At 27.7% G+C, this 2,955-nt stretch carries 2 protein-coding genes; both read right to left on the bottom strand.

The annotated features are described in order from the left end of the window. Positions 1-127 precede the first annotated feature (127 nt). Positions 128-1,168: a BtrH N-terminal domain-containing protein gene (locus E4U82_RS19375; RefSeq protein WP_135111885.1), complete on the bottom strand. Its 1,041-nt coding sequence runs from the start codon at positions 1,166-1,168 to the stop codon at positions 128-130. Positions 1,169-1,237: 69 nt separating this feature from the next. Beyond that, entirely contained in the window at positions 1,238-2,806 is a 1,569-nt protein-coding gene (locus E4U82_RS19370; protein ID WP_280689844.1) for an ABC transporter transmembrane domain-containing protein, read from the bottom strand. Positions 2,807-2,955: the final 149 nt, after the last annotated feature.

Raw genomic sequence — 2,955 nt, 5'->3', positions numbered from 1 at the left:
TAACTATACCAAATGTTGAGGTGTTTTTTCATGTTTAAACGTAATGTCAAACTCCTATTTTAAATTCTACAAGCACTTGCATGTTTTAAGCTAACTACGATTTTGTTGGTGCGAAAGTTGAGTTATATTAGTTTAGCGTATTAACAATATCTAGATTAGATATGTCAGTATCTTCTAAAGTATTGTTTTTAATTAATGTCCAAAATTCCTTTTCAATATCATATATTTGAGATAAAATACTATTGATTTTTATTAAGTGTCCTCTATCTCCCTTCCTACCAGCTAAATAAAATTGTTTTGATAGCCTGCGGTATAAAATCACGATATTTTCCATCATTTCAACTATATATAATTCCCTTATAAATGGAATATCTTCATAAATTTCTTTTAAAAAATTCGCATATAATTTTCGATATCCTGCCCCGCCGGTACCAATTACCTCTAATGACATATAAACAAATTCACAAATTCTCTGCCATTCAGGTAAATCATCCCAATATAAAATATCTCTTTCTAATCTTTTTATTGCGGTTATACCAACATGTTCCGATTTTGAATCTAACATCGATACAGCATTGCGATTCAATGATTCTAATATTATTTCTTTTCTACTCTTTTCAATCGCAAAATAGTTTATTGGGCTCCATATATTTTTTTTATAAAAAGGAATTTTCTTTTTGTTCATAGACTTATTGATTAATTGATCTAATCTAGTTTCTAATACTCCATTTTTTAAACTATCCGTGATATATGCAATATTATTAAATTCATCATATCCCAATAAGATAAGTGTATGTGATGCAATACTGTCTTCATTTAAATTGTAAAAGTCTAAGTAGCTTATATCCGTCATCAATAAAAGTGGAATACCATTATCGATATAATATTTCATCATATTCCATTCAGCCTTTTCCGATGTATACCACTGAAATTTTACATTTAATGTTTTGAAAAAGTTATTTTCAAAGGCTGGAGTTCTTGGAAATACAAATCTAGAGAAATAATCCGAATCAGAATAAAGATATAAAAAGTTTAAACCGCTACCAACGCCAAATGTAAAGGGTTCTGAGTAATTAACATTATAGTATTTAGTTAAATTAGACATGGCTGTAGACGAACAATGACTTCCTGACAAAGTTGGAAATCCTTTGATTAAATTTACCCCCACTTTTTCTCCCCCTCTTAAAACGAATACTATGCTGCGCTATATATAACATCAGAAATCCTTGCATTTACTTTATAAAAGCCAGTTGTGAATTTGATTGATTCTCATATATTTTTTTTCATCTAATCTGATAACATTATCACTATTTGTGTAATCAAAATCATTATGTGTTATGAAAATTACGGTAATAAATGACTGCAATTCTCTTAAGATTTGTATACATTCTTGCTTAGTATTTTTATCCATACTAGAAAATCCCTCATCCACTATTAATACCTTTGGATAATTCACCAATGCATGTAAGAATACAAGTAATTGTTGCTCACCTCCAGATAATTCATCAACATAGTTTTTTCCTTCAAATATATTCCTTTTCTCTTGAACAAACCTTGTGACTACTGCCTCTAGCATTAGATTACTTCTTTTTGTCTCTAAATGATCATTTATAGAGTCGCTAATAAACTGTGTTTTTTGAAATAAAATAGCTATTTGTTCCCGAATATATTCCGTAGAGTAATTATTGAGATCAGTTTGATCTATAAAAATATTATTATTGGGCACAGGGTAAAATTTACTAAGGTAATATGTTAAAGTGGTTTTTCCTATTCCATTTTTTCCAAGTAAGACATTAAACTTTCCAGGAGTAAAGTTGATATTGAGGTTGTATAGTAGCTTATTACCATTTGCCTCTAAATCAAAATTTTGCAAACTAATAGTGCCAACATTAATTTTATTACCTTTTCCTTCCACAAGTTCTTCGTCTTGTAACGATAATAATTCAACTACTCTTTGAATAGAAACAAAAGAAGCTTTAATGTTGATCATAATTGACATTAAACGATCTAATGGACTGAAAAAATTAATCGAATACATAATATAAGCAACAAATGCACCAATGCTTAAATTATTATCTAACACTAATAAACCACCATAGATTAAAATAATTAGCAAGATTAAACCTTGAAGACCCCCATTAAATAATTTTACGACACCCTTAAGTCTTCCTTGTTTATCGAACCATTCATAAATACTTTGGATACTAGAAGAATACTTCTTAAAGAACTGAGCATTATCTTTATACTTTTTTAATATCAAATGATTAGAATAAATTTGCTGTGTAGAATTTATCAAATGATCATTATGTACAATAAAGTTATTATTGATATACTTCGCCTTTTTACTAAACTTCATATAAATTAGGAAATATAATGGAACAACTACCAATAACAATAATGTTAATCCAATATTTAAGTAAGACAAGAAGGAAAGGATTATTAAAAAAGTTATGGACTGTATAATGACTTGAAAAATAGATGAAGTAATGACTGATTGACAAACAGGTACATCTTTTTGGATTATTTGCACTAATTTACCTTTTCCATATGTCTTTATTTTATCGACTCTTACCTTTTTTATTTTAGTTAATATTTCATTTCTTAAAAAAATATTAGAATTATTCATTATACGATTATTTATAATAACATTTAAAAACTGCAACAACACTGAGAAACTAAAGACAATAATAATCACAATAGAAAATATAATAAATTGACCCGAATTATCTTTTAGTAGTATACTGTCAAGCATATATTTAACGCCGATTGGGATTAATGCCGATAATAACTTTGTAAATAATAATATAAAAAAAAATGTAGTTGTTAAGTACTCAACTTTCGCAGATCAAAAATAGGCTTTAATTTAACTGCAGTATCACTCATTGGCAGCTGAATTATGTTCCTTGACAACATCACAATAAAAGAAAAACACCTCAACTTTTGGTATAGTTTAAT

This window comes from Lentibacillus salicampi (genome assembly GCF_004565465.1).
In the GTDB taxonomy this organism is placed as follows: domain Bacteria; phylum Bacillota; class Bacilli; order Bacillales; family Amphibacillaceae; genus Lentibacillus; species Lentibacillus salicampi.
This window is presented reverse-complemented; position numbering and strand designations above follow the sequence as displayed.